This is a genomic window from Nesterenkonia aerolata, from assembly GCF_031470965.1.
Taxonomy (GTDB): domain Bacteria; phylum Actinomycetota; class Actinomycetes; order Actinomycetales; family Micrococcaceae; genus Nesterenkonia; species Nesterenkonia aerolata.
Genome location: NZ_JAVKGR010000002.1, coordinates 45,117 through 70,208 on the forward strand (window position 1 = coordinate 45,117; position 25,092 = coordinate 70,208).

The window sequence follows — 25,092 nt, forward strand, 5'->3', positions numbered from 1 at the left end:
CTATGGCCAGCACCTCCGGCGACTTCGTCCACCTGCACAACCACACCGAGTACTCCATGCTCGACGGCGCGGCGAAGATCGACGAGCTCTTCGCCGAGACCCAGCGTCTGGGGATGCCGGCCGTGGCAACCACCGACCACGGTTTCCTCTTCGGTGCTTATGAGTTCTGGAAGACGGCACAGAACTACGACGTCAAGCCGATCATCGGCCTGGAGGCGTACCTGACCCCCGGCACCCACCGCTCAGAGCGGCGTCGGGTGAAATGGGGCGAGGGCCAGACCGGGGAGAAAGACGTCGCCGGTGCCGGTGCCTACACGCATATGACGATGTGGGCGGAGAACACCGCCGGGATGCACAACCTCTTCCGCTTGGGGTCACTGGCCTCCACTGAAGGGTTCTTCTATAAGCCGCGGATGGACCGCGAGCTGCTGCAGAACTACGGCCAGGGGATCATCGCCACCACCGGCTGTCCGTCCGGAGAGATCCAGACCCGTCTGCACCTGGGGCAGTATGAAGAGGCTAAGCGGGCCGCCGGAGAGTTCGAGGACATCTTCGGCAAGGGCAACTTCTACTGCGAGCTGATGGACCACGGGCTCGACATCGAACGTAAGGTCCGCGGTGAGCTGCTGCGTCTGGCCAAAGATCTCAACCTGCCGCTGGTGGCCACCAACGATCTCCACTACACCCATCAGGCCGACCACAAATCCCACGGGGCGCTGTTGTGCCTGCAGTCGAACTCGACGCTGGATGATCCCAACCGGTTCAAATTCGACGCCGACACCTTCTACCTGCGTTCGCCGGCGGAGATGCGTGAGCTGTTCCGGGACTTCCCGGAGGCCTGTGACAACACGCTGGCCATCGCGGAGCGCTGCCAGGTGGAGTTCGACGAGTCCGCCTCCTATATGCCACGGTTCCCGGTGCCCGAGGGGGAGACTGAGGAGTCCTGGTTCATCAAGGAGGTCGATCAGGGCCTGGACTACCGGTTCCCCGCCGGGGTGCCCTCGGATGTGCGGGATCAGGCGCAGTATGAGATCGGGGTCATCACTCAGATGGGTTTCCCCGGGTACTTCCTCGTCGTCGCCGACTTCATCAACTGGGCCAAGGAGAACGGCATCCGGGTGGGGCCTGGTCGCGGTTCCGGCGCCGGGTCCATGGTCGCCTACGCCATGCGTATCACTGATCTCAACCCGCTGGAGCACGGCCTGTATTTCGAGCGGTTCCTCAACCCGGACCGTGTCTCCATGCCCGACTTCGACGTCGACTTCGACGACCGGCGCCGCTCAGAGGTCATCGACTACGTCGTGGACAAATACGGTGATGAGCGCGTGGCGATGATCGTCACCTACGGGACGATCAAGTCAAAGTCCGCGCTGAAGGATGCCTCCCGGGTGCTGGGCGAACCCTTCGCCACCGGTGAGCGGCTGACCAAGGCGATGCCGCCGGATGCCATGGGCAAACCGATGCCGCTGCCCGATATCCACGACGAGACCTCGGCTCGCTACGCCGAGGCCGGGGAGATGCGCGAGCTGCTCGGCGCCGACCCCCGGCTGAAGGAGGTCTTCGACCTCGCCACCGGCTTGGAGGGGCTGAAACGCCAGTGGGGGGTCCACGCCGCCGGCGTCATCATGTCCTCAGACCCGCTGATCGACATCATCCCGATCATGAAGCGCGAGCAGGACGGCGCGATCATCACCCAGTTCGACTACCCGATCTGCGAAAACCTCGGGCTGATCAAGATGGACTTCCTGGGGCTGCGGAATCTCACGATCATCTCTGACGCCCTGGAGAACGTGAAGGCCAACCGGGGCCTTGACCTGGACCTGGAGACCCTGCACCTGGAGGACCGGCCCTCCTACGAGCTGCTGGCCCGCGGTGACACCCTGGGGGTCTTCCAGCTCGACGGCGGGCCGATGCGCTCGCTGCTGCGGCTGATGCGCCCGGATAACTTCGAAGACATCTCTGCGACGATCGCGCTCTACCGGCCCGGGCCGATGGGCGCGAACTCGCACACCAACTATGCACTGCGGAAGAACGGTCAGCAGGAGATCACCCCGATCCACCCCGAGCTGGCCGAACCGCTCTCGGAGATCCTCGGCACCACCTTCGGTCTGATCGTCTATCAGGAGCAGGTGATGGCGATCGCGCAGAAGGTCGCCGGGTACACGCTCGGGCAGGCCGATATTCTGCGCCGGGCCATGGGCAAGAAGAAGAAGTCGGAGCTGGACAAGCAGTACGTCGGCTTCCACCAGGGGATGCTGGACCACGGCTATTCCGAAGGGGCCATCACTGCCCTGTGGGACATCCTGCTGCCCTTCTCGGACTATGCGTTCAATAAGGCGCACTCTGCCGCCTACGGGCTGGTGGCATACTGGACCGCCTACCTGAAGGCCAACTACCCGGCGGAGTACATGGCGGCGCTGCTGACCTCGGTCGGCGGGGACCGGGACAAACTGGCGCTCTACCTCAACGAATGCCGTCATATGGGGATCGAGGTCTCGGCACCGAGCGTCAACGAGTCGGCGCTGACCTTCACCCCGGTCGGTGACGACCAGATCCGCTTCGGGATGGGCGCGGTCCGCAACGTCGGTGCCAATGTCGTCGCCGGCATGGTCGAGGCGCGTGAGGAGAAGGGCTCCTATGAGACCTTCTCGGATTTCCTGAAGAAGGTGCCCCTGCACGTGTGCAATAAGCGCACGGTGGAGTCGATGATCAAAGCCGGGGCCTTCGATGAGCTGGGGCACACGCGGCGCTCTCTGGTGGCGATCCACGAGACGGCGATCGATCAGGCGATCAGCGCGAAGAAGCAGTCGATGCAGTACGAGACCGATATCTTCGGCGCCCTGGGATCGGGGGAGGACGATCTCGGTGACATCGACGGTGTGACGGTGCCGCAGATGCCCGAGTGGGACAAGAAGGACAAACTGAGCTTCGAACGCGAGATGCTCGGGCTCTACGTCTCCGATCATCCGCTACGGGGCCTGGAGCGTGTGCTGGCCCAGCACGCGGATCGTTCCGTCTCCTCGCTGTTGGCTGAGGACGGTCCGCCCGACGGCGCAGTGGTGACCATCTCCGGGATGATCTCCTCGTTGGAGCGGCGCATCGCCAAGTCCTCGGGCAACCCCTATGCCAAGGTCGAGATCGAGGATATGGGCGGCACGATCGAGGTCATGTTCTTCGGCAAGGCCTACCAGCCGATCTCCACGATCCTCGCCGAGGATCTGGTGGTCTCGGTGAAGGGTCGGCTGCAGCGCCGGGACGACGGCGCAGTCTCGATCTCCGCGCAGGATATGACGGTCCCAGAGCTCGATGTCGAAGGCGGCGGCGGGCCGGTGGTGCTCTCTCTGCCGACCCAGCGGGCGGGCGAACATCTGGTCCGTCAGCTCGGTGAGACTCTGCAGCGACACCGCGGCTCCAGCGAGGTGTACCTCAAACTGCTCTCCGGGGATCGGATCGAGGTGATGCGCCTGGGCGCCAAGTACCAGGTGACGCCGTCGCCGTCTCTGTACGGGGATCTGAAGGTGCTGCTCGGTCCGAGCTGCCTGGAGAGCTGAGCAGCGAAGGTGCGCGGGCCCGCTACATTTAGTGCCGGCTTCGTTTGGGCCCACTACATGTAGTGGGTAGACTGCTTGTCGGACCTGCTGTCGGAGGGACGGTCAGGGTCACGACGCCATGAGGCATCAGCCATCAGGACACCAGGAGGGAGGCGGCGATGTTCTGCCCCTACTGCCGCCATGACGCCTCCCGTGTGGTGGACTCGCGCACTCTGGAGGACGGCTCGGGCATCCGGCGTCGTCGTCAGTGCCCTCAGTGCGCCAAGCGCTTCACCACGATGGAGACCACGGCGCTCAACGTCATCAAACGCTCCGGGGCCGCTGAGCCCTTCGACCGTTCCAAAGTGATCAACGGCGTCCGCAAGGCATGCCAGGGCCGGCCGGTCTCCAGCGATGATCTTGCCGTGCTCGCCCAGGAGGTCGAGGAGGCCGTGCGCGCCTCGGGCAATGTGGAGATCGATGCCAACGACGTCGGCCTGGCGATCCTCGGACCGCTGCGCAGGCTCGACGTCGTCGCCTACCTGCGTTTCGCCTCGGTCTACCGTGGATTCGACGGGCTCTCAGATTTCGAGGAAGCCATCGAGGAGCTGCGGCGGGAAGAACTCACTCCCGCCAGCGCCGATCCGGCCCGTGTGGTGCAGCCCCGCTTCGGATTCCGTTAGACTTCCCGAGGCCCCGCGGCATGGCTGCGGTCACAGATCTCCGGCGGTGCTCTCTTCAGGGGAAGGTTGAGGGCACCGCCGGTCTGTGTTCTCGGCCACCTGTGTCCTCAGCCACCTCTATCCTCAGCCACGGCGGGACTGCGCGCCTGCGGCCTGCTCACGCAGCGCAGCGACGGCCTGGGCCGGATCGTGGGCCGAGTACACCGCGGAGCCGGCCACGAAGGTATCGGCTCCGGCCTCGGCCGCCCGCTCGATGGTCTCGGCGCTGATGCCGCCGTCGACCTGCAGGGCCAGCTGCCCGCCGAGATCGTCGATGGCCCGCCGCGCCCGGCGGATCTTCGGCAGCACCAGCTCCAGGAAGCGCTGCCCGCCGAAACCCGGCTCCACCGTCATCAGCAGCAGCATGTCCAGCTCGCCGAGCATATCCGTGTACGGCTCCACCGGTGTCGCCGGCTTCAGCGCCATCGCCGACTTCGCCCCCTGAGCGCGCAGCTCACGGGCCAAGCGGATCGGCGCCTGAGCCGCCTCCGCGTGGAAGGTCACCGATTCGCAGCCGATCTCTGCGTAGCGCGGCGCCCAGACATCGGCCTCCTCGATCATCAGGTGGATGTCCAACGGCAGCGCCGTCGCCGCGCGCAGGGACTCCACCACCGGAAGCCCGATGGTCAGGTTCGGGACGAAATGGTTGTCCATCACATCCACATGCACGGCATCGGCGCCTTCGATACGGGCCAGTTCCGAGGCCAGATTCGCGAAATCCGCGTTGAGGATACTCGGGTGGATGCACGGCACCGGGCCGTGCCGCGGCTCTGAGGTCGGGGCTGCCATCGTCGCTCCTTACTGCGGGACGGGGGACTACTGCGAGGGACTGCTGCGGGGGATTACTGGGGGGCTATGGAATATGACGGGGCTATGGATTATTGCGGGGCTGAGGGTCGTGCGGTCGGTAGAGCAGGGCGAAGAACATGGCGTCAGTGCCGTGGACATGCGGCCACAGCTGGACGGTGGAGGGGGAGCCGACGGCGGGTTGCATCAGCTCGGCACCCTCCGCGGTGGCTACGGCGGCCATGGCCTCGTGGGCATCGAGCAGCTGCAGCTGCGGATGACGGCGCTGGACGTCCTCGACCTGCGCCACCGTCTCCGCCGGATGCGGCGAACAGGTGACATAGGCCAGCAGCCCACCCGGAGCCAAGACGCCCACGGCGGCGTCGAGCAGCTGCTCCTGCAGCACGGTGAGCTCACCGAGGTCCTTGACCGATCGCCGCCATCGCGATTCCGGGCGCCGACGCAGTGCCCCCAGGCCGGTGCAGGGGGCATCGACCAGGATGCGATCGAAGAGCCCGGCCTCCGCGGCGCCGTCGGGCTCCTCACCGATGGTCGCACCGATCGTCCTGCCGTCGCCCACACGGACCTGATAGCTCTCACCGGGCAAAACGGACAAGGCCTGCCGCACCAGCTCTGCGCGATGCTCCGCCGGTTCATTGGCCACCAGATGCGCCTGATGATCTGCGGCCAGGGCACCGAGCAGGGCCGCTTTTCCGCCGGGGCCCGCGCAGAGGTCGAGCCAGCGTTCCCCGGCGACGTCAGGGTCCACCGTCTCCGGGGTGAAGGCCGCGGCCAGGGCCCGGGCGATCCACTGGGAACCGATGTCCTGGACCCTGAGCTCGCCCTCCCGGACTCCGGACAGCCGTCCCACATCGCCGCCGCGGAAGACTGCCGCGTCCTCCACCAGCGCCGAACGCTGGGCACCGGCGGTGCAGGCCTCCTCCACCCGCTGTTCGCCGATGCCGGGGAGGCCCACCAGATGCACCTCCGGTGCGGCGTTATCGGAGGCGAGCATCTGCAGCAGCTCCTCCTGGGCGCCAGAAGGATCTTCGGCGTGAGTACGCCCGGCCAGGCGAAGGGCTTGACGCAGAGCACGGACCACCCACCGCGGGTGTGCGTACTGCAGCCCCAGGGCACGATCCGCCGCGGCGGAGTCCTGCGGCGAATCCGCCAGCAGCCGCTCCACCCATTCGTCCCAGCTGTGCTCCGCGATCCGGCGCAGCACCGCATTGACGAAACCGGACGGTCCGGCACCGATCTCCTGACGCACCAGCGCCACCGTCTCGCTGACCGCGGCGTGGTCCTCCACGCGCATGGACAGCAGCTGATGGGCTCCCAGGCGCAGGACGTCGAGGACGGGGAAGTCGAGGTCCTTCAATCGGCGGTCGATGCTGGCCTCGATGATCGCATCGTAGGTGCCCTGAGCTCTCAGCGCCCCGTAGGTCAGCTCCGTGGCGAAGCTCGCATCGCGCCGATTCAAACGGGCTCGGCGGATCTCCGCGGGCAGGGTCAGGTTGGCATAGGCGTCATCGCGGGAGACGGCACGCAGCACACGGAACGCGGTCAGCCGTGCCGGATCAGCACGTCGGGCACGCTGTGAGGGAGCCGAGCGGCTGTGCTGCTTCGGCCCGGAGCGGCCTCGATTCCGCTGCCGACCCGCAGCATCGCGTCGGGAGTCCTCGCGTGGGCGCTGCTGGTCGCTCATAGGCTCTGGTGCCTCCTGCTGATAGTGCTGCCGATGGTGTTGCTGACGGTGCTGCTGACGGTGCTGCCTGGTGCTGATGTCGGACCGCCAGTGGCGTGACGGCCCGCTGTGCTCTGCCGTGTCATGGCCTGTCACGGCTGAGGGTCGGTACCGAGGACCACGGGGCCCTGCTGGCCGCGCAGCCAGGCCTGAGCCTCCATCATCTGTTTTCCCTCGGGCTGGACGGTGCTCAGCAGTACGGCGCCGCCGTCGCCGGTCCGCATGGCGATCTCACCGCCTGTGCCCCCGCCCTCACCTGCGCTGTCCACGGTCAGGAGGGTGCCCGGTTCAGAAGGCTCGGCGGCGGGACGGGGCTCTGCGGCGTGCGGCAGATCGGAGTCCGGCGGCTGCGCTGAGAGCGGGCGCAGCGGTCCCAGCTTCAGCCGCCGGTCACCGTGCCAGGTCCAGGCCCCGGGCTCCGGGATCGTGGCATTGGCTCGGCGTGCCACCTCATCTGCGGTGGCACGCGGGTCCACATAGGCATCGCTGCGGCGAAGCTTGCCCGCATAACTCGGCTCACCCTGCTGGGATGTCGGCTCAGAGGTGCCGTCGAGCAGTCTCGGCAGCAGCACCTGCAGCAGCTCAGAGCCGATCTCGGTCAGCTCCTCCAACAGCTGCCCGGCGCTGATGCCGACGTCGATGGGATAGTCACACATCCCGTGGAGGGGACCGGTGTCCATGCCGGGCTCGAGCTGGAAGACGGTGGCCGCGGTGGTCTCATCCCCGGCGAGGATGCTGTGCGGCACCGGCGCGGCACCGCGATGGGCCGGAAGTGCCGAGTAATGCAGATTCACCCAGCCCAGCGGCAGGGCGTCCAGAGCGGGACGGGGCAGCAGTGCGCCGTAGGCGACGACGATGCCCAGCTGTGCGCCGGTTGCTGTCAGCTGCGCGGTGACCTCCTCATCGACCCGGTCCGCACGGATGACGGGCAGGCCCAGATCCTCTGCCGCCTGGGCGACGGGGGAGGGGGTGAGGCGTCGTTTCCGGCCGACTGGCGCGTCAGGGCGGGTCAGCACGGCGGCGAACTGCGCCCCGGCGGCAGCCAGCCGACGCAGTGCCGTGGCCGCGATCTCCGGGGTCCCGGCGAAGAGCAGAGGGGCATCGGGCAGCGGGTCAAGCCGGGTGGCGGCGGCGAGTGTGTGACGGGTGAAGTGCTGCACGGAACTCCTGCGGCGGGGATGAGGCTGAGGGTGGGTGAGAGCGTAGATCGAGGGCGGATGGGACTGGGAAGGGCGGCGGCAAACCGATGCGGTGGGCAGAGCTGTCGGCGTCGTCAGGAGGCGAAGAACGAACTGCCTGAGCCACCGGCGGCCTCCGTCCGTTGTTCCTGCATACGGTGTTGCGAGGAACTGTATTCCCGGGCACGCAGGGTGCGCATCGCCTCACGGCGGTCCTCGCCGGTGAGCCGATCGATGAACAGTGTGCCGTCGAGATGATCGACCTCGTGCTGGAAGCAGGCTGCGAGCAGTCCTTCGGCGGTGATGTCCACCGGTTCCCCCTCCGCGGTGGTGCCGGTCAGCCGCACCCGCAGCGCACGTGCCACCGGCCCGTAGATCGAGGCCACCGAGAGGCAGCCCTCCTGCAGCAGATTCGTCCCACTCGCCGGACCCTCCTGGGGATCACGCGGCACGGGGCCGGGCTCGGTGAGCAGCTCCAGCTGCGGATCGACGACGTCTCCGCGGTGACCGGCGGCGTCGTAGGTGAATAGGCGCAGATCGGCGCCGACCTGATTGGCGGCGAGACCGATGCCCCCGGCGGCGTCCATGGTCTGGTACATATCCGCCACCAGGCGGCGGATCCCTGCCTCAGGGTACGGGGTCAGTCCGCGAGGCGCTCGTGCGCGGGTACGCAGGATCGGGTCACCGACGGTCCGGATGCTCAGCACTGCCATGCCCCGATCCTAGTCCGTGGCGGTGACATCCGTGACGGTGGCGCCGGCGGGCCCGGGGCCATAGCCCTTGACCTGTGAAGCCTCGGAGGTGGAGGTGGCGCCGTCCTTGGGTGTGGTGACTGCGTGATCCACTGGAGGAGGGGGAATCTGCCGCAGGGCCCGCCCCGCCTCAGTGGTGCTGCGGCTGTGCTCCCACACCTGGCGCAGCGCCCAGAACTTGTGCCAATGCTGGCGTAGCACCTCCGGTACGGCCTGGACGGGGACGACTTCGGCTTCGGAGATCGCCACGGCCAGCAGCACGCAGTCCTGACCGTGGGCCCAGGGCTCCCACTGCCCGGCCTCGGCGTCGAGGAGTGACTCCTCCGCCTGCAATCCGGCCACGAGCTGCATGACCACCGATTCGCTCAGCTGCTTCGCGCGGCCGCGCCGGTCCAGTCCCTTGGTCTTGAAGTCGATCAGGCACCGGCGGCCACCGATCTCCGCGACGAGATCCAGTGTGCCCGCGTAGCCCACCGTGTGGTTCCACACGGTGATCTCCGCAGCCAGCGGGGTGACGTCGTAGAGCTCCCACCATTCGTTGAACCGATCGGCGAAGGCGGTCTCGGCGTGCTCGGCCAAGGTCTCCAGCGCGGCGTCGGCGTCATGGCTGAGCCCCAGCTCCCGCCGGGCCACCTGCTCGGCATAGGCGTGGACCCGGTCCCCACGGGCCGCGGCGGCCTCGCGGAAGCGCGCGGCGGCGTCGGAGGCTTCCCGGGCCAGGGTCTTCAGCTGCGACGACGAGCCCACCGCCCCGCCCAGGCGGGGATCACCGGCGAGCTCAGTGGCGGCCAGGTGGCCGGCCCAACCGGTGAGATCCTTCGCCTCCTGGCCGATCACCGTGGTGATCGAAGGCACCTGAGGGGAGGAGGACGTCGAACGCGAGTACATGCGCCCGAATGCGGTTGCATGGGCGAGGGAGGGCTGAGTCATAGCGGCATTCATCCTCCCACGTGTGCTCGACACAGGCCTGCTCGACACAGCCTCGCACCGGCGGTCTCCCGGGCCTGTGACGGGCCTGCGACGCGCCGCTGTCGTATCGATTGGACGTGTCCCTGACCGCTGGGCTAGAGTGGCTGTTCGTCGGAGCGAGAGACGAAGCCTCGAAGAGGGGCTGGAGACAGGCTCGCAGACGGCAGATGCGGATGTAGCTCAGCTGGCTAGAGCATCACCTTGCCATGGTGAGGGTCGCGAGTTCGAATCTCGTCATCCGCTCGCATCGGGACCGCCTCACCTCGGCGGTCCCCGTTGTGTGGGGCCTTGTCGCTGTATTCCTCCTCGGTGTACGGTGCGAGGTCCACCGAAGACGGGTACGGTGGGGTGGCCGAGTGGCGAGGCAGCGGCCTGCAAAGCCGTATACGCGGGTTCGATTCCCGTCCCCACCTCGCAGGACCGGATCGGGCCGCACAGCCCGTGAACGGTACAGCAGAATACGCGCGATTGGCGCAGCGGTAGCGCGCTTCCTTGACACGGAAGAGGTCACTGGTTCGAACCCAGTATCGCGCACTCGGGATGACCAATGAGGTCGCCCGATGCGGATGTAGCTCAGCTGGCTAGAGCATCACCTTGCCATGGTGAGGGTCGCGAGTTCGAATCTCGTCATCCGCTCCAGCTCATCACATCGGCCCCGGGCAGCTCGGTAGAAGCTGCCCGGGGCCGATGTCATGTTCCCGGCGTCCTTCCGCAGCAGAGTCCTCGAAGCAATGGAGGCTCAGGAGCCCTCGAGGCGGCGGTGGGTCAGAATGTGTCGACGTGCCACGCACCCACCGTCAGGCTGTGGCAGACTATCCGGGAACACATCGTGCTCCGGGGTCGGTGAAAGTCCGAACCGGCGGTCAGAGTCCGCGAACCGCATCCGTTGCCCGTCACGGGACAACAGGTACGGCCGAACCGGTGGAATTCCGGTACCGACAGTCACAGTCTGGATGGGAGGCAGCACGAGTCCGCATGCCCGCGCACGGTGTCACAGCTGTGCCACCGGTGCTCAGGCCTCGCGGGCGCTGCGCGCAGCGGCCGGTGACACCGGCCGTGCCGTCCCACCCGGAGCTCGAGCCGCTGACGATCAGCCGGCACGGGCCGGCAGGGACGAGGTACGCAGATGGACGTCCTGCGCTGGCTGTTAGAGGCTGAGATCCCCGTGGCCGGCGGTGCCCTGCTGCTGCGCGAGGTCATCGGCAATGTCTTCGGTCTGGCCTGCGCGCTGGGCGGCATGTTCCGTCGCATCTGGGCCTGGCCCGTCGGCATCATCGGAAACCTCATCCTGCTGACCGTCTTCCTGGGATCCTTCCTCGGAGTGGATGAGAACCCGGCCCTGCTGGGCCAGGCCGGCCGGCAGATCATGTTCCTCGCCGTCTCGATCTACGGCTGGGTGCGCTGGCACCGCAGCCGCCGGCAGGTCCGCTCGGTCGCCGGCCAGGCAGCAGATCAGGGCCCAGACCAGGGCACAGATCAGGACCCAGGAGCCATCACTCCGCAGTGGGCCGGTACGCGAGTCCGTCTCGGACTCGTGGTGACCCTGGTGCTGGGCACCGTCGCGTTGACCCCGCTCTTCCGCGCCCTGGGCAGCTGGGAGCCGGTGTGGGCCGATGCCTGGACCTTCGTCGGCTCGCTGCTGGCCACCTACGGCATGGCGCGCGGGTGGGTGGAGTTCTGGCTCATTTGGGTCGCCGTGGATATCGTCGGAGTGCCTCTGCTCTGGTCCGCCGGGTACTACGCCTCAGCTCTGATGTATCTCTTCTACGGGGTCTTCACGCTCATCGGCTTCTTCGTCTGGTGGTCGGCCAACGCCCGCGCCAAACCTCATGTGGAGACTCTGCACCTGGACCCGCGCATCCACCCGCCGGCTGAGGGCACTTCGGGCGGCGAGGGAGGCCACCGATGAGCCCCGTCCGGCATCAGAAGCCCATGGAGCTCGCACTGGGCACCGCACAGCAGGGGCACCGGGGTGCGAACCCGTTGGTCGGGGCCATCCTGGTCCACGGTGAGCAGGTGTTGGCTGTCGGCCACCACCGGGGCGCCGGCAGTCCGCACGCCGAGCGTGTCGCACTGAGCAGCTTCGCCGAAGCCCGGGCCCGCGGGGCACATGATGGGGTTGACCCCGCCGAGGCGGTGCTCTACACCACGTTGGAGCCGTGCCGCCATCATGGGCGGCAGCCCCCGTGCACGGAGGCGATCCTCGAGGCCGGCATCGGCACCGTCGTCTACGGCGCCCCGGACCCCACACCCCGGGCTGGGGGAGGAGCGCAGGTGCTCAGTGCCGCCGGTCTCGAAGTGATCGCCGGTGTGCTCGATGAGCAGTGCCGGGCGTTGAACCACCGGTGGCTCCGCGCTCAGGAACAGGGGCGGCCCTTCGTCACCGTGCACCTGGCTCAGACTCTCGACGGGCGCATCGCCGCCGCCGACGGGAGCAGCCGGTGGATCACCTCGGCGGCCTCCCGCGAGCACACCCACACCATCCGGGAACGGATCGACGCGATCCTCGTCGGCACCGAGACCGCGCTGATCGACGACCCCCGGCTGACCGCCCGCACCAGTGACGGTGCACTGGCTGCGCGCCAGCCGCTGCGTTGTGTGATGGGACTGCGCGAGATCCCGGAGCAGGCGCTGCTGCGGGACGGTGAACCCGAGGGCCACGGCTGGCGGCGTCTGGCGACCCGGGATCCTGGCGAGGCGTTGCGCTGGCTCAGTGCGAGCGAGCACCGGGGCCACCCGGTGCGTCATGTGCTCGTCGAAGGGGGTGCCCGCGTGATGGCGGCCTTCTTCGCCGCGGATCTGGTCGATGAGGTCTTCGTCTACCAGGCGCCGCTGATCCTGGGGGCCGGGCCTTCCAGCGTCGGTGACCTCGGCATCACCACGCTGAGGCAGGCTCCTCGCTTCGTGCTGGACTCGGCAGAATCCGGGCCTGTGAGGCTCTTCGGCACCGATGTCTGCACGCATCTGAGCCCTGAGCCGTACCCTGCTGGAGCTTCTGGCACCTCCCTGACTGACACCCCCGACAGGAGCAGCTGAATGTTCACCGGAATCGTCACCGGCCTCGGCACGGTGCTCACCCGCCGTGCCGATCCCGCCCGCGGGGTCGAACAGCTCACGTTCTCGGCCCCCGGGCATGTCACCGGGCTCGGGCTAGGTGGTTCGATCGCCGTCGAGGGCGTCTGCCTCTCAGCCACGGCCATCGAGGCTGAGCACATCACCGTCGATCTGATCCCCGAGACGTTGCAGCGCACTACGCTGGGCATGCTGGACGAGGGCGATCCGGTGAATCTGGAACGCAGCCTGGCCTCGGGCGCGCGTCTGGACGGCCACGTCGTCCAGGGTCATGTCGATGCTCGGGCTGAGCTCATCGCCCGGGATGAGGCGACCGGACTGCACCGATTCGCCCTGCGCCACCAGGATGCTCCGGCCGCCCAGTTCCTCGCGGAGAAGGGCTCAGTGGCGGTCAACGGTGTCTCTCTGACGCTCACAGCCGTCGGCGACGATACCCGTCCGTGGTTCGAGGTCGGCCTGATCCCCACCACATTGGCCGAGACTACGCTGGGCCGGCTGAACCTCGGTGATGAGGTCAACCTGGAGATGGACGTCCTGGGCAAATACGCGCGGCGGATGCTCGACGCCGATCGCCGCTCAGCGCAGGAAGAATCCGGGCGCGCAGAACCGGTGAACACCGGGCCCGGACACGTCAGGCCCGGACACACCGGGCCTGGACACGCGGAACCTGGACACACCCGACCCGGCCAGACACCGGTCCTCCGTGCCCCGGCGGACCCGCTTGCGGTGTTGGACCCGGTGGAGGTGGCGCTGAACCAGCTCGCCGGGGGAAGGCCGGTGATCGTCGTCGATGATGCCGACCGGGAGAACGAAGGGGACCTGATCTTCCCGGCCGCTGCGGCCACGGAGCAGCTGCTGGCCTTCACGGTGCGGCACTCCTCGGGTGTGGTCTGCGTGCCCTTGGGTGCTGAGCGGGCACAGCACCTGGGATTGCCGGCGATGGTCGCGGAGAACGAGGACCCCAAGGGAACGGCCTATACGGTCAGCTGCGACGCCGCGGTGGGCGTGAGCACGGGGATCAGCGCTGCTGATCGGGCCCACACCGCCCGGCTGCTCGCCGACCCCGGCACCGGAGCTGAGGATCTGAGCCGACCGGGACACCTGTTCCCGCTGGTGGCTGACCCACGTGGGGTGCTGGGTCGTGCCGGGCACACTGAAGCTGCCGTGGATCTGTGCCGACTGGCCGGGCGCGCGGAGGTCGGCGTCATCGCCGAACTGGTCCACGACGACGGGCGGATGATGCGGCTGCCGGCCTTACGCGAGTTCGCCGACGCCCACGGGTTCGCCCTGATCTCCATCGCCGACCTCATCACCTACCGTGGGGGCACGCCCTCGCCGCAGACGGTCAGCGATGCACCCCGCGCCCTATGGGAGAACCCGCGGTCCGAAGCCGAGCAGTTGGTCTCCGGCGGCCCGGAGGTGACCCTGCCCACCGAGTTCGGCACCTTCACCGCCCAGGTGTGGACTGAGCAGGCTACTGCCCATGAGCACTTGCTGCTCAGCGCGCCGGGCGCCTCCGGCGGGGCAGCGGAAGGTCCTCAGGCACCCGGTCCGCTGGTGCGGCTGCATTCTGAGTGCCTCACCGGAGACGTCTTCGGCTCCCACCGGTGCGACTGCGGAACCCAGCTGATCTCAGCGTTGCAGAGGCTGCACCGCGACGGCGGCCACCTGCTCTACCTGCGCGGCCACGAGGGGCGTGGCATCGGACTGGCGAATAAGCTGCGGGCCTATCGCCTGCAGCAGGAGGGCGCCGATACGGTCGAGGCCAATGAGATGCTGGGTCTGGCCGCGGAGTTGCGTGACTACACCGGAGCCGCTGCGGTGCTGCATGCCCGCGGCATCACCCGGCTGCGACTGCTGACGAACAATCCGGAGAAGGTCGAGGCGCTGCGCGAGACGGGCCTGCAGGTGACCCAGGTGCCCTCGGACGGGGTGGTGCACGCGGCGAACCGGCGGTATCTGCGCACGAAGCGCGACCGGATGCGCCACATGATGGATCACCGGCAGGACATCGACGAGAACCCCACTGACGAGAAACCCACTGACGAGAACCCCCACCGACGAGGTATCCGCCACCGACGACCAGGGAGAGCAGCGATGAGCAGCACCGGAACCCCCACGATCGCCGAGCAGGAGCTGCGGCGCTTGCGTCAGAGCGCGCCGCAGCTGCGTGTGGCCGTCATCGCCGGCCGATGGCATGAGCAGGTCCGCTCCGGCCTGCTCGCCGGAGTCCGCCGCTTTCTGGCGCAGGTCGGGATCCGGGACTTCACCCTGGTGGAGGCGCCGGGCAGCTTCGAGCTGCCGGTGCTGGCCCGTCATGCCGCCGTCGCACATGACGTCGTCATCGCCCTGGGTGTGGTCATCCGCGGGGGCACACCGCATTTCGAGTATGTCTGCCGTGCCGCCACGGATGGGCTGACACAGGTGGCGGTGGCTACCGGGGTGCCCATCGGTTTCGGCCTGCTGACCTGCGATGACGAGCAGCAGGCGGTGGATCGCGCCGGTCTGGAGGGTTCCCGGGAGGACAAGGGCTTCGAGGCCGCGCATGCCGCGGTGGTCTCGGCGGTGGAGATCGCCGCCCTGCGCTGAGCGCCTCCGTCAGGCCCCCGAGTCGTCGGCGCCCGCGTCCAGGGCCTATCCTGGTCCGGTGAAGACCTTCGACCAGCTCTACACTGAACTCGCCGAGAAGGCCGCCTCCCGGCCAGAGGGCTCTGGGACCGTCGCCGCCCTGGACGCCGGTGTCCATCAGATCGGCAAGAAGATCGTCGAAGAGGCCGCCGAAGTGTGGATGGCCGCGGAGCATGAGTCGAAGGAAGCCGCTGCGGAGGAGATCTCGCAGCTGCTCTATCACCTGCAGGTGATGATGCTCGCCACAGACATCTCCCTCGATGACGTCTACCGTCACCTCTGAGGTGAGGTCCGCCGCATCCCAGCCAGCCGTCCTGCCGACTGCCACCTACGTCCCCGCCGAGGAGCCTCCACCTATGCTGCGCGTCGCCGTCCCCAATAAGGGGGCCCTGTCCGAGGCCGCGATGGCCATGCTCGCCGAAGCCGGATACGTCCAGCGCCGAGACCGCCGGGAGCTGGTGATGCTCGATGAGGCCAACGGCGTCGAGTTCTTCTACCTGCGCCCTCGTGACATCGCCGTCTACGTCGGCTCCGGGACTCTGGACCTCGGCATCACCGGCCGGGACCTGTTCCAGGACGCCCGGGTCGACCACGGAGCCGAGGAGGTCATGGGCTTGGGCTTCGGCGGAGCCGGGTTCCGTCTGGCGGCACCGGTGGGGCGTTTCACCGCCGCCGAGCAGCTCTCCGGCTGCCGGGTCGCCACCAGCTATGACGGACTGCTCAGCCGGTGGCTGGAGGACCAGCAGCTCGCCGATGTCGAAGTCGTCCACCTCGACGGCGCGGTGGAGTCCGCGGTGCGCCTGGGCGTCGCCGATGCGATCGCCGACGTCGTGGAGACCGGCAACACGCTCAAAGCCGCCGGGATGGAGACCTTCGGCGAGCCGATCATGCAGTCCGAGGCCATCATCATCTCCCGCCGCGGCGAGCGTCCCGAGGGCATCAGCCGCATCATGCGTCGGCTGGAAGGGGTGCTGGTCGCCCGTCAGTACCTGATGCTCGACTACGACATCCCCAAGGACCTGCTCGAGCGGGCCTCAGCACTGACCCCTGGGCTGGAATCGCCGACGATCTCCCCGCTTGCCGACGAGGGATGGGTGGCCGTGCGCTCGATGGTGCCCGCCGCCGACACCAATCGCCTGATGGACGATCTCTATGAGCTCGGTGCCCGGGCGATCCTGGTCTCCTCCATCCACGCCTGCCGCATCTGAGCCCTGCCCCCGACATCATCAGCCCTGTTCCTGAGCGCACCGTTTTTCAGCATCCCACGCCTGAGCGCCCCGTCTTTGAGGAGGACACTATGACGGCTTCGAGCACCCTGGCCGTACGGATCATCCCCTGCCTGGACGTCGATGCCGGGCGCGTGGTCAAGGGCATCAACTTCGAGAACCTCCGCGATGCCGGGGACCCGGTGGAATTGGCGCACCGCTACAACGACGTCGGCGCCGATGAGCTCACCTTCCTCGATGTCACCGCTTCCACAGCGGACCGGGAGACCACCTATGAGATGGTCACCAGGACCGCAGAGGAGGTCTTCATCCCGCTGACCGTCGGCGGGGGGGTACGCACGGTGGAGGATGTGGCCCACCTGCTGCGCTGCGGGGCGGATAAGGCCTCGGTCAACACCGCGGCAGTGGCTCGGCCCCAGCTGATCGATGAGATCACCCACCGCTTCGGCTCCCAGGTGCTGGTGCTCTCCCTGGACGCCCGGCGGACCGAAGACCCGCAGTGCGCCTCCGGTTTCGAGGTCACCACGCACGGTGGCCGGCGGGGCACCGGGGTCGATGCGCTGCAGTGGTGCCGTGAGGCCTCGGAGCGCGGCGTCGGGGAGATCCTGCTCAACTCCATCGACGCCGACGGCACCCAAGCCGGATTCGATCTGGAGATGCTGCGGGCGGTGCGTCAGGTGACCGGTGTCCCGCTCATCGCCTCCGGCGGGGCGGGGAAGGTCGAGCACTTCCCTGCGGCTGTGGATGCCGGCGCCGATGCGGTGCTGGCTGCCTCGATGTTCCATTTCGGCCCGCAGGATATGATCGCCCGCGTCAAAGACGCCGTCCGTGCGGCAGGACATCCGGTGCGCTGAGGACACCTGGCTCCGCCGTCATCACCCGCCCCTTCTCCCCGATCCTTCTAGCCGACCGACCCGACCCTTCTCGTTCACCCGAGTAGCCTCCTACCTTCAGGACATCAGATGACCGACCACCAGCTCCCCGAGGATCTGCGCTCGCAGATCCGATTCACCGATGACGGCCTGATCCCGGCGATCGCGCAGGAGGCCAGCACGGGGCAGGTGCTGATGATGGCGTGGATGGATGAGGCGGCCCTGGCCATCACGCTGGGCACCGGGGAGGGAACCTATTGGTCGCGTTCGCGCCGCGAGCTGTGGCGCAAGGGAGCGACCTCCGGGCACACCCAGCGGGTCCGTCGGGTCCGGCTGGACTGCGACGGCGACGTCGTGCTGCTCGAGGTCGATCAGAGCGGACCGGCCTGTCATACCGGAGCGCAGACCTGCTTCACCGGTGGCGAGATCACGCTCGAGACCGGTGCTGAGTCGGCTGAGCGGCGGACAGAGCACATCGAGCAGACACAGCGGACCGAGCAGGCACCGCACACCGAGCAGACACAGCGGACCGAGCGGACACAGGAGGTGGATCGCTGATGCAGCCCTTCGGCGTGATCACCCCGTCCCGCCAGGAGTTCCTGGCCCTGGCCGCTGAGCACCGAGTCATCCCGGTCACTGTGCGCCTGCTGGCCGATGGACACACTCCGCTGAGCATCTACCGGGCCTTGGCCGACGGCCGCCCGGGAAGTTTCCTGCTGGAATCTGCCGCGCCCGGTGCGGTGTGGTCTCGGCATTCCTTCATCGGCGTGCGTTCCCAGGCCACGCTGACCGAGGCGGAGGGTCGTGCACTGTGGATGGGCGAGCCGCCGGCCGGGACTCCCACCGACGGCGACGCCGCCGAAGTGCTGCGCGATACCCTGCAGTTCCTCGCCGGGGACTCCGGGCGCGCCCGTGCCACCACGTTGCCTCATCTGACCTCCGGGTTGGTGGGATACCTGGGCTGGGACATGGTCCGGCACTGGGAGCACCTGCCGAGCCCGCCGGAAGATGATCTCGGAGTGCCTCAGCTGGCCATGAACCTCGTCTCGGACCTGGTCGTCCATGACAACCGGGATTCCACCGTGACCCTGGTGGCCAACGCCATCAACACCGACGGCCGTGACACCGGAGCGGAGGCAGCCTACGAGGCCGCGGTGGCGCGTCTGGAGCAGATGCGGGCCGGTCTGGCCGCTCCGCTCTCCCCGGAGCTGGCCTCCGCACCGGCGGACTGGGCTGAGGCCGTCGAGCGGGACCTCGACGAACGGGTCACCCACGCCTGGGACGAGCAGGAGTACCTCGAGACTCTCAGCCGGGCGAAGGAGGCCATCGTCGACGGTGAAGTCTTCCAGATCGTCGTCTCTCGGCGGTTCGAGGTCGCCACACAGGTGCAGGGACTCTCGGTGTATCGCATGCTGCGGCTGCTCAATCCGAGCCCGTACATGTTCCTCTATTCCTTCGAGACTCCCGACGGCGTGCCCTATGAACTGGTGGGTGCCTCCCCGGAGGCGCTGGTCACCGTGGAGGAGGGCACAGCCATCACCCACCCGATCGCCGGGACCCGGCCACGTGGTGCGACACCGGACCAGGACCACGAGTTCGCCGAGGACCTTCTCGCCGATGAGAAGGAACGCGCTGAACACGTGATGCTGGTGGATCTGGCGCGCAACGATCTGGCCAAAGTGTGCCGACCCGGGTCGGTGCAGGTGACCCGCTTCATGGAGGTCGAACGGTTCAGCCACGTCATGCACCTGACCTCCCACGTCCAGGGTGAGCTCGATGCCGGGGCCACGGCCTACGACGCGCTGGCCGCGACCTTCCCTGCCGGGACGCTCTCGGGGGCGCCGAAGCCGCGGGCGCTGCAGCTGCTCGACGCCTGGGAGCCGACTCGGCGCGGGACCTACGGGGGAGTGGTCGGCTATTTCGACCTCACCGGCCGGATGGATGCCGCCATCGCGATCCGTTCAGCACTGCTGAAGGACGGCCGCGCCACAGTCCAGTCCGGCGGCGGCATCGTCGCCGATTCGCAGGATGAGGCCGAACGTCTGGAGACTGTGAACAAGGCCGCAGCCCCGCTGCGGGCGGTGCTGGCCGCCGACCGGCTGGTCAGCGATTCCCCAGAGAGCGTCGAGGAGCCCTGATGCGACTCAGCCGCAGAACAGTGGTGCTGGCCGCGCTGTTGGCCGGCATCGTGCTGCTGTTCACCACCACACGGACCTGGGTGCGTGCCGTCGGCTTGGGGGAGACCTCAGCGATGGCCAGCGTGGAGATCGCCGGTTCGGACATCGCCCAGGGCGTGACGGCGATGGCGTTGGTCGTCCTCGCCGGCGCGGTGGCGGTGACCATCGCGCGTCGTCTCGCCCGGCTGATCATCGCGGTGCTGATGCTCGGTGCCGCCATGGTCTCCGGGTGGTCGGTGATCCAGGTGATCCGCGATCCGGCCGAGGCCTCGTTGGCGGCCCTGGGCGAGGTCACCGGCACCACAGAGACCGCCGGGTCCTATGAGATCGCTCCGGCGCTGTGGGGGGCTCTGGGCGCTGCGGTCCTGCTCTTCATCGTCTCCGTGGTGCTGCTCGTCGGTTCTTCCCGGTGGGAGGAGACGCGGCGCTACGAATCATCCCGCACGGGGTCGACCTCGGTGTCGACAGGCTCGGCCGCAGCTGCACCGGGAGTCGCATCGGCGCGGGCGCAGGGCAGTGGTCGTGCCGGTGCTCCCGGTGCTTCTGCGGTTGATGAGTTCGACCTTTGGGATGAGCTCTCCGCCGGTGAGGACCCGACACATGACCCGGAGCAGGACTCAGCGCAGGACTCAGCGCAGGACTCAGCGCAGGAGCAGAACCGGGAGCAGAATCCGGCACAAGGGTCAGCCCAGGACTGAGACCAGCCCAGGCCTGAGACCACCCCTGGGCTGAGCCGGGTGCCGTCGAGGCCGGTGTGTCACCGAGACCTGCGGTGTCACCGGGACGTGGCAGAATGGGACGCCGGAGGACCAATCCGGCGCCAGAGAGGACACAGATGAGCACCACCGCTCCCCAGCATGTTGATGTCGAGCAGCAGACCGCCGACACCGAGGCTGACGCCTTCATCCATCACGACCACGTCGGCCACGGCTCCACTCCGGCCGCCTGGGCGCTGTGCACTCTGGTCGTCATCGGTGCGCTGCTCATCGGCCTGGCCATGATCTTCGAGAGCTGGGTCATGGCCTGGATCGGCATCGCCCTGATGCCGGTGGCGCTGATCGTCGGGATCGTGATGAAGAAGATGGGCTACGGCGTGGAGATGGACTCCGCGGCAGTCATCAACCAGGGTGAGGACCCGCGTGATCATCAGGGTCCGGCCACCACGCACCTGAACAGCTGAGGGCTGGATCGGGATGACCGTACTGAGCAGCATCATCGACGGCGTCCGCCAGGACCTCGAAGAAGCCCGTGCGGAGATCCCGCAGCGAGAGATCGAGGCCCGGGCCGCTGCGGCGGCTGCGCCGCGCGACGCGGTGAACGCGCTGCGCGCAGGTCGCACCGATGCCGCCGGTGTGCGCATCATCTCCGAGGTCAAACGCGCCTCGCCCTCCAAAGGTGCGCTCAGCGATATCCCGGACCCGGCCGAGCTGGCGCGCGCCTACTGCGACGGGGGAGCCGCTGCGGTCAGTGTGCTGACGGAACGGCGTCGCTTCCACGGGTCTCTGGCGGATCTTGCCGCTGTGCGCGCCGCAGTGGACGTGCCGGTGCTGCGCAAGGACTTCATGATCGATGAGTACCAGTTCTATGAGGCCCGGGCCCACGGCGCGGACCTGGTGCTGCTCATCGTCGCCGCGCTGGAGGACGATCAGCTCCGGGACTACCTCCGGCTGACCCACGAACTCGGGATGGAGGCGCTGGTCGAAGCGCACACCGAGGAGGAGATCGCCCGAGCCGTCGACGTCGGCGCGCGGATCGTGGGAGTCAACGTGCGCAACCTGAAGACCCTCGAGGTCGATGTCTCCCACTATGCCGCGATGGCGCAGCACCTGCCGGATGAGGTGGTCCGCGTCGCTGAGTCGGGCGTCGACGGTCCCGCTGTCGTCGCTGACTACGCTCGTGACGGCGCCGATGCTGTCCTGGTCGGTGAAGCACTGGTCCGTGACGGTGATCCCGCCGCGGCAGTCCGCCGATTCCGCGCCGCCTCCCGCGGCCGCTGAGCCCCTACCGGAAAGAACCCGCTGATGTCTGAGACTGCCTTCGAGTCCTACCGCGATGCCACCGGCCCCTATTTCGGGCGGTTCGGCGGGCGATGGATGCCGGAGTCGCTGGTCGCCGCACTCGATGAGCTGGAAGAGGCCTTCCTCGCGGCGCGGGGTGACGAGAGCTTCGAGGCTGAGTACCGCCGGCTGTGCCGGGACTACACGGGCCGGCCCTCGATCCTCACCGAGGTGCCGCGCTTCGCCGGGGAGTTCGGGGCCGCTCGCATGTTCCTCAAGCGGGAGGACCTGAACCACACCGGCTCGCATAAGATCAACAACGTCCTGGGCCAGGCGCTGATTGCGAAGCGGATGGGGAAGACCCGCCTCATCGCCGAGACCGGCGCCGGTCAGCACGGGGTGGCCACCGCCACGGCGGCGGCGCTGATGGGCATGGAATGCGTGATCTACATGGGCGCGGAGGACACCCGCCGTCAGGCGCTGAACGTGGCACGGATGAACCTGCTGGGCGCCTCAGTGGTGCCCGTCGAACACGGCGCCCAGACGCTGAAGGACGCCATCAATGAGGCGCTGCGGGATTGGGTGGCCAGCGTGGAGACCACGCACTATCTGCTCGGCACTGTGGCCGGGCCGCATCCCTTCCCCGCGATGGTGCGTCATTTCCACCAGGTCATCGGAGATGAGGCCCGGGAGCAGCTCCTTGAGACCGCAGGCCGGCTGCCCGACGCCGTGGCTGCCTGCGTGGGCGGGGGATCGAACGCGATCGGCATCTTCCACGCGTTCCTCGACGACGCCTCGGTCCAGCTCTACGGCTTCGAGGCCGGTGGTGAGGGGGTCGAGACGGGCCGCCACGCCGCCGCCATCACCCTGGGCCGCTCCGGGGTGCTCCACGGGGCCCGGTCCTTCCTGATGCAGGATGAGGACGGCCAGACCGTGGACTCCCATTCCATCTCTGCGGGGTTGGACTACCCGTCGGTGGGGCCGGAGCACGCGCATCTGGCCGACGTCGGACGAGTCACCTACGAGCCGGTCACCGACGCCGAATGCATGAACGCCTTCGAAGCGCTGTGCCGCACGGAGGGCATCATTCCTGCGATCGAATCCGCGCACGCCCTGGCCGGTGCGGCTCGGCTCTCCGCGGCGTGGACCGCCGAGGACGCCGATGCCGCAGGTCAGCGGATCATCCTGATCAGCCTCTCCGGCCGGGGGGACAAGGATGTGGCCACAGCTGCCGAGTGGTTCCGTCTGATGCCGGGCCAGGAGAACGATCCGACCGAAGCTGAGGCAGATGTCGACATCGATGCCGCTGTAGATGCCGAGGTCGAGGCGGCGCCGGAGACGGGAGTGCAGGCATGAGCGAGGAGACGGTGACCGGGTCGAAGACCGCGGAACGGATCGAGGCGGCCCGCGCACAGGGGCGTGCGGCCTTCGTGGGATATCTGCCGGCCGGCTACCCGGATCGGGAGACCTCGATCGCCGCCGCCGTCGCGCTGGCCGACAACGGTGCTGATGTCATCGAGATCGGTATCCCGTATTCGGACCCGGTCATGGACGGTCCGGTCATCCAGCAGGCCACCACCGAGGTGCTCGGCCGAGGCTTCGGCATCGATGAGGTCTTCGAGATCGTCGATGCCGTCACCCGTGCGTCGGATGCCGCAGTGCTGGTGATGACCTATTGGAACATCATCGACCGGATGGGGGCCGAGGAGTTCGCGCGGCGTCTGGCCGAGGCCGGGGGAGCCGGGGCGATCACCCCGGATCTGATCCCTGATGAGGCGGCGGAGTGGATCGCCGCGACGGACCGTTACGGGCTGGACCGGGTGTTCCTCACCGCGCCGACCTCCTCGGCCGAGCGGGTGGCACGCATCGTCGAATCCTGTCGCGGGTTCGTCTACGGAGTCTCGCTGATGGGCGTGACCGGAGCACGGGACTCCGTCTCTGATGCGGCCGAGCGCGTGGTCTCCGCGGCCCATGAGGCCGGGGCCCCGCGGGTGTGCGTCGGGCTGGGCGTCTCCACGCGCGAGCACGTGGAACAGATCGGCCGGTATGCTGACGGCGTCATCGTCGGTACCGCTCTGGTGGCGGCCTTACGTGATGGGGGTCCTGAGGCCGTGGGCCGCCTCGCCGGCGAGCTCTCCGGCCGCACCCCCTGACCTCACCACAAGAATCCGAACTCTTTCGGGAATCCGAACTCTCCTGGGGACGGATACCCGATACAGTTCGGACACACGTGACTTGATCTGAGAGGACACTGTGCTCCACATCGCCGCAGGCATTCCGGCACCTCCCTTTGAGGGCCTTGACATCGTCGGTCCGTTCCGACTGACCATGTACGGACTCTGCATCGCCGTGGGCATCGCCCTGGCCTTCTACGTCACCCGTCGGCTGTGGGTCTCCCGGGGCGGACGCCCGGAGAACGTCCTCGACGCCGGGATCTGGGCGGTGCTGTTGGGCATCGTCGGCGGGCGCCTCTACCACGTGATCACCTCTCCCGACGCGTACTTCGGTGAGGGTGGAGACATCTCGAGGATTCCGCAGATCTGGCTCGGCGGACTGGGGATCATCGGCGCGGTGCTGCTGGGAGCCGTGGGTGTCTGGCTCGGCTGCCGCCGCTACGGGATGAAGTTCCCGGCCTTCACCGATGCCGTGGTCCCCGGCGTGCTGCTGGCTCAGGCGATCGGGCGCTGGGGCAACTACTTCAACCAGGAGCTCTACGGGGCTCCGACCACTCTGCCCTGGGGCCTCAACGTCGACGTCGAGGCCCGCGTGTCTGCGGTGAGTCACATGTCCGAGGCCACCCTGTTCCACCCCACGTTCCTCTACGAGAGCGTCTGGAACCTGCTCGGATTCCTCGGGCTGCTGCTGCTCTACCGGCGGTTCCAGGTCAAGGCCGGGATGCTCACCTGGACCTATGTGGCCTACTACTCGCTCGGCCGTTTCTGGATCGAGTCGCTGCGCATCGATGAACTCGATAAGTCCACGCAGTGGATCAGCCTGTTCGGCGTCTCCTGGCGGCTGAACATGTGGATCTCTCTGCTGCTCTTCGTCCTGGCAGTGGTGATGCTGGTGCTGCTGTGGTCCCGGCGTCCGCAGAGCGCGGAGGCGATCGCTGAGGAGCGCGAGGTCTACCGCCCCGATGCCGCAGAGCGGACACCGCAGGTCGAGTCCGAGGAGCAGGACGGCGACGGCGGCGGTGCTGACGGTGACGTTGACGGTGACACTTGCGGCGATGCTGATGGCGACGCTGACTCTGCCCGTGAGGACGAGAGCTCGGATGACGTCGACGCTGATGACGACGAGGCTGATGACGCCGATGCTGATTCTGACGACGTCGAGAAGGCCGCCGCAGAACGCGGTGGCAGCACCGGTTCCACGACCTGAGACGGAGAACCCCGCTCTCGGTCCACATCCTGAGATGAGATTTGCGCAGGTCAGGTCT

The 25,092-nt window shown here is 68.0% G+C and carries 21 protein-coding genes, 4 tRNA genes and 1 riboswitch; of the genes, 20 read left to right on the forward strand and 5 right to left on the reverse strand.

The genetic code is table 11. The annotated features are described in order from the left end of the window. Positions 1-2: 2 nt before the first annotated feature. A complete protein-coding gene (dnaE, locus tag RIL96_RS02755) occupies positions 3-3,551 on the forward strand; it encodes a DNA polymerase III subunit alpha (protein WP_310547482.1) in 3,549 nt (1,182 codons plus the stop codon). Between the two features lie 158 nt (positions 3,552-3,709). Next, positions 3,710-4,213: a transcriptional regulator NrdR gene (nrdR, locus tag RIL96_RS02760; protein WP_310547483.1), complete on the forward strand. Its 504-nt coding sequence runs from the start codon at positions 3,710-3,712 to the stop codon at positions 4,211-4,213. A 123-nt stretch (positions 4,214-4,336) separates the two neighbouring features. Here the strand turns inward: nrdR and rpe are convergent, their stop codons facing one another. The 5 genes from rpe to RIL96_RS02785 form a co-directional block, all read right to left on the reverse strand. Continuing rightward, a complete protein-coding gene (rpe, locus tag RIL96_RS02765; protein ID WP_310547484.1) occupies positions 4,337-5,041 on the reverse strand; it encodes a ribulose-phosphate 3-epimerase in 705 nt (234 codons plus the stop codon). An 82-nt stretch (positions 5,042-5,123) separates the two neighbouring features. After that, entirely contained in the window at positions 5,124-6,743 is a 1,620-nt protein-coding gene (locus tag RIL96_RS02770) for an RsmB/NOP family class I SAM-dependent RNA methyltransferase (protein ID WP_310547485.1), read from the reverse strand. Between the two features lie 131 nt (positions 6,744-6,874). Then, on the reverse strand, positions 6,875-7,942 hold the full coding sequence (locus RIL96_RS02775; protein WP_310547486.1) for a methionyl-tRNA formyltransferase: 1,068 nt from the start codon (positions 7,940-7,942) through the stop codon (positions 6,875-6,877). Positions 7,943-8,055: 113 nt separating this feature from the next. Further along, on the reverse strand, positions 8,056-8,673 hold the full coding sequence (gene def, locus RIL96_RS02780) for a peptide deformylase (protein ID WP_310547487.1): 618 nt from the start codon (positions 8,671-8,673) through the stop codon (positions 8,056-8,058). Between the two features lie 9 nt (positions 8,674-8,682). After that, positions 8,683-9,642 carry a PD-(D/E)XK nuclease family protein gene (locus RIL96_RS02785; protein WP_310547488.1) on the reverse strand — a complete coding sequence of 320 codons (960 nt, stop codon included), beginning with the start codon at positions 9,640-9,642 and terminating at the stop codon, positions 8,683-8,685. Between the two features lie 208 nt (positions 9,643-9,850). Between RIL96_RS02785 and RIL96_RS02790 the strand changes: the two genes are divergently transcribed. The 18 genes from RIL96_RS02790 to lgt all read left to right on the forward strand — a co-directional run bounded on the left by RIL96_RS02790 (position 9,851) and on the right by lgt (position 25,034). Then, a tRNA-Gly gene (locus RIL96_RS02790) sits at positions 9,851-9,924 on the forward strand. Positions 9,925-10,023: 99 nt separating this feature from the next. Further along, positions 10,024-10,094 (forward strand) — tRNA-Cys (locus RIL96_RS02795). A 49-nt stretch (positions 10,095-10,143) separates the two neighbouring features. Further along, positions 10,144-10,215, forward strand: a tRNA-Val gene (locus tag RIL96_RS02800). 28 nt (positions 10,216-10,243) lie between these two features. Beyond that, positions 10,244-10,320: transfer RNA gene (locus RIL96_RS02805), tRNA-Gly, on the forward strand. A gap of 186 nt (positions 10,321-10,506) precedes the next feature. Continuing rightward, positions 10,507-10,652: riboswitch (FMN riboswitch) on the forward strand. A gap of 155 nt (positions 10,653-10,807) precedes the next feature. Next, entirely contained in the window at positions 10,808-11,590 is a 783-nt protein-coding gene (pnuC, locus tag RIL96_RS02810; protein ID WP_310547489.1) for a nicotinamide riboside transporter PnuC, read from the forward strand. After that, on the forward strand, positions 11,587-12,717 hold the full coding sequence (gene ribD, locus RIL96_RS02815; RefSeq protein WP_310547490.1) for a bifunctional diaminohydroxyphosphoribosylaminopyrimidine deaminase/5-amino-6-(5-phosphoribosylamino)uracil reductase RibD: 1,131 nt from the start codon (positions 11,587-11,589) through the stop codon (positions 12,715-12,717). The genes pnuC and ribD overlap by 4 nt, the downstream gene beginning before the upstream one ends. Continuing rightward, the gene (gene ribB, locus RIL96_RS02820) at positions 12,718-15,342 is read left to right on the forward strand and encodes a 3,4-dihydroxy-2-butanone-4-phosphate synthase (protein ID WP_310547491.1); all 2,625 of its coding nucleotides are present in this window, start codon (positions 12,718-12,720) and stop codon (positions 15,340-15,342) included. It begins immediately after the preceding gene. A gap of 58 nt (positions 15,343-15,400) precedes the next feature. Beyond that, on the forward strand, positions 15,401-15,664 hold the full coding sequence (locus tag RIL96_RS02825; protein WP_310547492.1) for a phosphoribosyl-ATP diphosphatase: 264 nt from the start codon (positions 15,401-15,403) through the stop codon (positions 15,662-15,664). Positions 15,665-15,737: 73 nt separating this feature from the next. Then, complete coding sequence (gene hisG, locus RIL96_RS02830; protein WP_310547493.1) at positions 15,738-16,589, forward strand: ATP phosphoribosyltransferase; 852 nt, start codon at positions 15,738-15,740, stop codon at positions 16,587-16,589. An 89-nt stretch (positions 16,590-16,678) separates the two neighbouring features. After that, positions 16,679-17,461 carry an imidazole glycerol phosphate synthase subunit HisF gene (hisF, locus tag RIL96_RS02835; RefSeq protein ID WP_310547494.1) on the forward strand — a complete coding sequence of 261 codons (783 nt, stop codon included), beginning with the start codon at positions 16,679-16,681 and terminating at the stop codon, positions 17,459-17,461. A 108-nt stretch (positions 17,462-17,569) separates the two neighbouring features. After that, positions 17,570-18,037: a phosphoribosyl-AMP cyclohydrolase gene (gene hisI, locus RIL96_RS02840; protein ID WP_310547495.1), complete on the forward strand. Its 468-nt coding sequence runs from the start codon at positions 17,570-17,572 to the stop codon at positions 18,035-18,037. Continuing rightward, positions 18,037-19,617 (forward strand): anthranilate synthase component I, encoded by a 1,581-nt coding sequence (locus RIL96_RS02845; RefSeq protein WP_310547496.1) that lies wholly within the window; start codon positions 18,037-18,039, stop codon positions 19,615-19,617. Before hisI ends, RIL96_RS02845 begins: the two co-directional genes overlap by 1 nt. Further along, positions 19,617-20,354 carry a Trp biosynthesis-associated membrane protein gene (locus tag RIL96_RS02850; RefSeq protein ID WP_310547497.1) on the forward strand — a complete coding sequence of 246 codons (738 nt, stop codon included), beginning with the start codon at positions 19,617-19,619 and terminating at the stop codon, positions 20,352-20,354. The genes RIL96_RS02845 and RIL96_RS02850 overlap by 1 nt, the downstream gene beginning before the upstream one ends. A gap of 137 nt (positions 20,355-20,491) precedes the next feature. Next, positions 20,492-20,836, forward strand: coding sequence for an HGxxPAAW family protein (locus RIL96_RS02855; RefSeq protein WP_310547498.1), 345 nt, complete (start codon positions 20,492-20,494; stop codon positions 20,834-20,836). Positions 20,837-20,849: 13 nt separating this feature from the next. Beyond that, a complete protein-coding gene (trpC, locus tag RIL96_RS02860; RefSeq protein WP_310547499.1) occupies positions 20,850-21,653 on the forward strand; it encodes an indole-3-glycerol phosphate synthase TrpC in 804 nt (267 codons plus the stop codon). A gap of 24 nt (positions 21,654-21,677) precedes the next feature. After that, positions 21,678-23,009, forward strand: a complete 1,332-nt coding sequence (gene trpB / locus RIL96_RS02865) for a tryptophan synthase subunit beta (protein WP_310547500.1) — start codon at positions 21,678-21,680, stop codon at positions 23,007-23,009. Further along, a complete protein-coding gene (trpA, locus tag RIL96_RS02870) occupies positions 23,006-23,806 on the forward strand; it encodes a tryptophan synthase subunit alpha (protein WP_310547501.1) in 801 nt (266 codons plus the stop codon). Before trpB ends, trpA begins: the two co-directional genes overlap by 4 nt. A 100-nt stretch (positions 23,807-23,906) precedes the next feature. Beyond that, the gene (lgt, locus tag RIL96_RS02875) at positions 23,907-25,034 is read left to right on the forward strand and encodes a prolipoprotein diacylglyceryl transferase (protein ID WP_310547502.1); all 1,128 of its coding nucleotides are present in this window, start codon (positions 23,907-23,909) and stop codon (positions 25,032-25,034) included. Positions 25,035-25,092 lie beyond the last annotated feature (58 nt).

Excerpts from the sequence above, each read along its gene's own strand:
- hisG (WP_310547493.1), top strand. The coding sequence starts at position 15,738 with ATGCTGCGCGTCGCCGTCCCCAATAAGGGGGCCCTGTCCGAGGCCGCG.
- RIL96_RS02850 (WP_310547497.1), top strand. The coding sequence starts at position 19,617 with ATGCGACTCAGCCGCAGAACAGTGGTGCTGGCCGCGCTGTTGGCCGGC.
- dnaE (WP_310547482.1), top strand. The coding sequence starts at position 3 with ATGGCCAGCACCTCCGGCGACTTCGTCCACCTGCACAACCACACCGAG.
- ribD (WP_310547490.1), top strand. The coding sequence starts at position 11,587 with ATGAGCCCCGTCCGGCATCAGAAGCCCATGGAGCTCGCACTGGGCACC.
- RIL96_RS02845 (WP_310547496.1), top strand. The coding sequence starts at position 18,037 with ATGCAGCCCTTCGGCGTGATCACCCCGTCCCGCCAGGAGTTCCTGGCC.
- RIL96_RS02855 (WP_310547498.1), top strand. The coding sequence starts at position 20,492 with ATGAGCACCACCGCTCCCCAGCATGTTGATGTCGAGCAGCAGACCGCC.
- trpA (WP_310547501.1), top strand. The coding sequence starts at position 23,006 with ATGAGCGAGGAGACGGTGACCGGGTCGAAGACCGCGGAACGGATCGAG.
- trpC (WP_310547499.1), top strand. The coding sequence starts at position 20,850 with ATGACCGTACTGAGCAGCATCATCGACGGCGTCCGCCAGGACCTCGAA.
- pnuC (WP_310547489.1), top strand. The coding sequence starts at position 10,808 with ATGGACGTCCTGCGCTGGCTGTTAGAGGCTGAGATCCCCGTGGCCGGC.
- ribB (WP_310547491.1), top strand. The coding sequence starts at position 12,718 with ATGTTCACCGGAATCGTCACCGGCCTCGGCACGGTGCTCACCCGCCGT.
- nrdR (WP_310547483.1), top strand. The coding sequence starts at position 3,710 with ATGTTCTGCCCCTACTGCCGCCATGACGCCTCCCGTGTGGTGGACTCG.
- RIL96_RS02785 (WP_310547488.1), bottom strand. The coding sequence starts at position 9,642 with ATGACTCAGCCCTCCCTCGCCCATGCAACCGCATTCGGGCGCATGTAC.
- hisF (WP_310547494.1), top strand. The coding sequence starts at position 16,679 with ATGACGGCTTCGAGCACCCTGGCCGTACGGATCATCCCCTGCCTGGAC.
- RIL96_RS02770 (WP_310547485.1), bottom strand. The coding sequence starts at position 6,743 with ATGAGCGACCAGCAGCGCCCACGCGAGGACTCCCGACGCGATGCTGCG.
- trpB (WP_310547500.1), top strand. The coding sequence starts at position 21,678 with ATGTCTGAGACTGCCTTCGAGTCCTACCGCGATGCCACCGGCCCCTAT.
- def (WP_310547487.1), bottom strand. The coding sequence starts at position 8,673 with ATGGCAGTGCTGAGCATCCGGACCGTCGGTGACCCGATCCTGCGTACC.
- hisI (WP_310547495.1), top strand. The coding sequence starts at position 17,570 with ATGACCGACCACCAGCTCCCCGAGGATCTGCGCTCGCAGATCCGATTC.
- rpe (WP_310547484.1), bottom strand. The coding sequence starts at position 5,041 with ATGGCAGCCCCGACCTCAGAGCCGCGGCACGGCCCGGTGCCGTGCATC.